6 protein-coding genes are annotated in these 3,999 nt (G+C 63.5%); 2 read left to right on the forward strand and 4 right to left on the reverse strand.

Annotation, left to right across the window (positions count from 1 at the left end; translation table 11 throughout):
• Positions 1 to 69 precede the first annotated feature (69 nt).
• Positions 70 to 294, reverse strand: coding sequence for a DUF433 domain-containing protein (locus VEK15_20275; GenBank protein ID HXV63048.1), 225 nt, complete (start codon positions 292 to 294; stop codon positions 70 to 72).
• A gap of 220 nt (positions 295 to 514) precedes the next feature.
• On the opposite strand from VEK15_20275, the gene VEK15_20280 reads away from it, so the two are divergent.
• A complete protein-coding gene (locus VEK15_20280; protein ID HXV63049.1) occupies positions 515 to 892 on the forward strand; it encodes a hypothetical protein in 378 nt (125 codons plus the stop codon).
• A 48-nt stretch (positions 893 to 940) separates the two neighbouring features.
• Here VEK15_20280 and VEK15_20285 read toward each other — a convergent pair whose 3' ends face one another.
• The 3 genes from VEK15_20285 to VEK15_20295 are packed head-to-tail and all read right to left on the reverse strand — an operon-like array spanning position 941 to position 3,304.
• Entirely contained in the window at positions 941 to 1,576 is a 636-nt protein-coding gene (locus VEK15_20285; GenBank protein HXV63050.1) for a hypothetical protein, read from the reverse strand.
• A 55-nt stretch (positions 1,577 to 1,631) separates the two neighbouring features.
• Entirely contained in the window at positions 1,632 to 2,714 is a 1,083-nt protein-coding gene (locus VEK15_20290) for an energy transducer TonB (protein ID HXV63051.1), read from the reverse strand.
• A complete protein-coding gene (locus VEK15_20295) occupies positions 2,711 to 3,304 on the reverse strand; it encodes an RNA polymerase sigma factor (protein HXV63052.1) in 594 nt (197 codons plus the stop codon). Before VEK15_20295 ends, VEK15_20290 begins: the two co-directional genes overlap by 4 nt.
• Positions 3,305 to 3,675: 371 nt before the next feature.
• Between VEK15_20295 and VEK15_20300 the strand changes: the two genes are divergently transcribed.
• A partial coding sequence (locus VEK15_20300; GenBank protein ID HXV63053.1) for a hypothetical protein occupies positions 3,676 to 3,999 on the forward strand: 324 nt, incomplete at its 3' end.

Consider the following 3,999-nt stretch of genomic DNA (forward strand, 5'->3'; position numbering starts at 1 on the left):
GGCTTCCCGGAAACTCTTCAGAGAGAGCGGGCGCAAGTCGGGGGCTCACGTTTTCGTCGAAGAGCAGCTTCACGCCACTGAATTCGCGAGGCGCCGCTCACGCGCGGCCGCAAAGGCGAGGCATGCCCGAATATCCTCACGCGTGAGAGCCGGAAAATCGCTCAGAATCTGGTCCTCGCTCATCCCACCAGCGAGATACTCCAGCACGTCATAGACCGTAATCCTCGTGTCCTTCACGCAAGGCTTGCCGCTTCGCACTGACGCGCTCACCACGATTCGCCCTAGCCAGTTCATGTGTGAATTATATCTCCTCGTCCTGGAAGCTCGCCTTCCCCTTCGAGGTCGAGGAGTATGCGAGACGCTGTTCGGACGGGAGGTGCTGCAGTTCCGGAGCCGTCGTTGGATTGGCACGGCGGGTCGTTCGGAGTATGTTGAAACAAGCCCTCTGGGCGCGGCGCTTTCGGCGCTGATGCGCCGGGGCAGGTCGTCGGACGCTCTCGAGCTACGGGCGCGCATGCTCAAACGGGTTGTCGAGAGCGAACTGGACGAAGCGCGGCAGTATTTGCTCGGCAACGTGATCGAGACGTACTTCCGCCTGGGTAGACGTCAGCGCGAGCAATTCATTAGGGTCGTCGCGAGAAAGGAGTACGCGAAAGTGCACGAGACGGAGCTGACTTGGGGAGATGAGCTTTTGCTTAAAGGCCGACAAGAGGGCGTCGTGCAGGGGAAGCGCGAGACGCTGAAACGCTTGCTCACGGCGAAGTTCGGACCGCTCCCCAAGGACACGGAGGCGCTCCTCGACGCGGTCCAGTCCGCCGAAAAGCTGGACCAGTACCTAGACCGCGTTCTCGTCGCCGAGTCACTCGAGGAGCTCGGGCTCGAAGAGAAATAGAAGACCGCGAGCATCTGCCTCCGAGTCGCCCGCCTCCGACGAAAGTCTTTATTCTTGCTCCCTCCAGGATAGGGCACCCGATTCGATTACGACATGGCCGTCCACAAGATTCCCGCTTTTCGGGATGAGCGACGTCGCCCGCGCTCGAAGCTCGGCCCAGACGAGGCGGAAGAACAGGTACTCGGGAGTGTCCGAGCGGAGAACGTCGAGGCGACGCCGGCCCTCACGTGCCACGATACCGCGGCTCGTTGCGATCGCTTGGCTGCCCTTTTCGTGAAGCTCGTGCCAGGACCGGAGCTCGAGTCGTTTTGCTCCAAGCTTCACAAGAATGCTGGTGAACGGCGAATCGGAGCCGAACTGCGGGTGGGCGAGCTCCTCGATATCGAAAATGCCGTCTTCATCGAGCCGGGCGAGGAGCGTCTCCAACTGCGCGGACGGAAACGCGGCGGTGCGATACGGAGGGCCACCTTCGAGCGGATCGTCAGACCAGACGATGCGTCCGTCGCCCCATGCAGCGACGACCAACTGCGTCGTTCCCGGCGATTGGAGTCCGAAATTCTTCGTGTAGATGGCGAGGACGGTATCAGCGTTCGTGATGGGGCGCACGTCTTCGGCGGTGCAACGGACGCCGGAGCCCATCAGGCAAACGAGGAACATGGCAGAGGTTCGCGTCGCGTAGCTCACGGGTCGGAATCGACAGTACACCGAATGGGACGTGTGGTGCGAGTCCGATGGGCGTCTACCGTTGCGGGACGAGCTCGAATCGCACGGTCAGAACCCCGACCGCCTCGACCGGCTTTCCCGCTTTCAGAGCGGGCTTCCAGCGATATCGCTTCGCCGCCTCGGTTGCGGCTTCGACGCAGTAGGGGAGCGCCTTCAACACTCGTAGAACTTCGGTGGAGCCGTCCACACGCACCCGGATCTGGAGCAAGACCTCGCCTTGGATCCGACGTTCGAGCGCCCGGGCGGGGTATGCCGGTTCTAAGCCGTGGATGAGGACGGGATCGATGTCCCACGAGCCAGGCGCGTAGTCACCGCTGCCGAAGCCGCCGCCTTTTCCGGGGCCGACTCCCCATCCTTCGCCGGTGCCTAGGCCGCTGCCTTCACCGCCCCCGATTCCGCCTCCGGTTCCCGAGCTCGGCGAGTCGGCGCGCGGCCCTCCGGGAACATCCGAAGTCAGCCCCGGCACCCGGACCGCATCGGGAGAGAGACGGGTGTCGAGGAGGGAAGTGACTTCCTCGGGAAGCTCTGGGGTAGACAGAGCATTAAGCTCCAGAGCCGGGACGGCGCGGGGCGCCAGAGGTCCGGATTCGGCGTTGGCGAACTCTTGCTCGGTCGGCGAAGGAGCCGCCGGTGAGGGGCCTGCACTTCCGCCGCCGCCACCTCCGCCACCGGGTCCGGAGGCGCCGGGCTCATAGAATCGGATCGTGATTGCGGGTGACGGCACGGACGGCGAGCCGACTTCGTTCTGCACTGACAGCGCGAGACCGATCAGGAGGCAAGCGGCGTGCAGCAAGAAAGAGAATCCGCGCGCCGACCAGAGCCCCCGCGGCTCCAGGTCTTGCCGGAGTCCGAAGGGCCTTTCTTCTATTGGCTCGGCGCCGGCGGGAGGACTCGTCAACTCGGGCCGCGCGCAGAGCCGCTCGACCCATCCGTCGGGCACGGTAACTTCGGCAAGAGCGCGTAGGCGAGCTTCGAGCCTCAGGACGCGGGCGGCGAACCTCTCGCAGGGCGCGCAGCTCGCCAGGTGCTGAAACACGTGCACGGCGTCTCGGTTTCCGAAAGTCAGAAGATGATCGCGGATTTCGGGACAAGCGCTCATAGATGCTCCTTCAGACGCTCCATCAAGCGTGCCCGGGCGCGTCGAAGCCACGTCTTGACGGTGCCGACGGGCACTTCCAGTACCTCGGCGATCTCGTGCATCGACAGGTTCTGTACGACCGCCAATAGCAAGGCCTCCCGTTGCGTGGAGGGCAGCTCGCAAATCTCGCACTCGATCCGCTCCAGGGTTTGCTGGGCTTTGACCCGTGACTCCGCGGAGGGGCCAGGACTCGCGAGACGTTCGACCTGCGCATCGAGGACGAATCCACGGCGGTGGCGTTGCCGGAAATAGCTCCGAATCGTGTTGACCACGACGGTGAACACCCACGGACTCAATGGCCGCTCGGGCTGATAGCGGTTTGCGGCGCGATGAATCCGGATGAACGTATCCTGGAAGACGTCTTCGCGATCAGCCTCGGGCACACCGGATCGCTGGATGAAGGCGTAGACGGAAGCCTGGTAACGAGCGACGAAAGCTCGAAACGCATCGGGGTCGCCATTCCGGTGTCGGAGCAGAAGTTGTTTCTCCGTCGGGACTTCGGGCGGGCTCGCTTCGACTGGGATTCCCACGGAGCGGTTGGCGTCGCTCATACCCCCTATACTCCGCAAAATCCCGCGGGTTTCAGCGCAGGGGGTTTATTTTTCGACGCGGGTGGTCTGGCGCGCTGGGGAGGAGGCGTGAGCGTCGCCATTTCGTCTCTCCGATACTCGATGCTTCGGTTGCGCTACGCGACGCCGGTCCTTTCCGATCGTGCTGTATCTGAGGGGCGGACCAATCCGGGGAGGTCGCCGAATACAGCGAGAAGCTCTTTGGGCGCGAGCTCCTGCGCTTCCGATACGCCATTGTCGGACTGGCACGGCGCGTCGCCCAGGAGTATGTTGAAACGAGCCCGTTGAGCGCGGCACTTTCCGCGCTGATGCGCCGAGGGCGGGCGACGGAGAGTCTCGATCTACGGGCGCGCATGCTGAAACAAGTAGTCGAGAGCGAGCGGGACGAAGCGCGGCAGTACTTGCTCGTCAATGTGATCGAGACCTACTTCCACCCAGGTAGACGTCAGCGCGAGCAGTTCGGGAAGGTCGTCGCGAGAAAGGAGTACGCGAAAGTGCAGGACACGGAGCTGACTTGGGGAGATGAGCTCTTGCTGAAAGGTGAGGTTCGGGGCAAACGGGAGACGCTGAAACGCCAGCTCACGGCGAAGTTCGGCCCACTTCCGAAAGAGGCCGAGGCGCGCCTCGATGCGATCCAGTCGGGCGAAAAGCTGGATCAGTACCTCGACCGCGTGCTC

It is taken from the genome of Vicinamibacteria bacterium (assembly GCA_035620555.1).
In the GTDB taxonomy this organism is placed as follows: domain Bacteria; phylum Acidobacteriota; class Vicinamibacteria; order Marinacidobacterales; family SMYC01; genus DASPGQ01.

Excerpts from the sequence above, each read along its gene's own strand:
- VEK15_20290 (HXV63051.1), bottom strand. The coding sequence starts at position 2,714 with ATGAGCGCTTGTCCCGAAATCCGCGATCATCTTCTGACTTTCGGAAAC.
- VEK15_20280 (HXV63049.1), top strand. The coding sequence starts at position 515 with ATGCTCAAACGGGTTGTCGAGAGCGAACTGGACGAAGCGCGGCAGTAT.
- VEK15_20295 (HXV63052.1), bottom strand. The coding sequence starts at position 3,304 with ATGAGCGACGCCAACCGCTCCGTGGGAATCCCAGTCGAAGCGAGCCCG.
- VEK15_20275 (HXV63048.1), bottom strand. The coding sequence starts at position 294 with ATGAACTGGCTAGGGCGAATCGTGGTGAGCGCGTCAGTGCGAAGCGGC.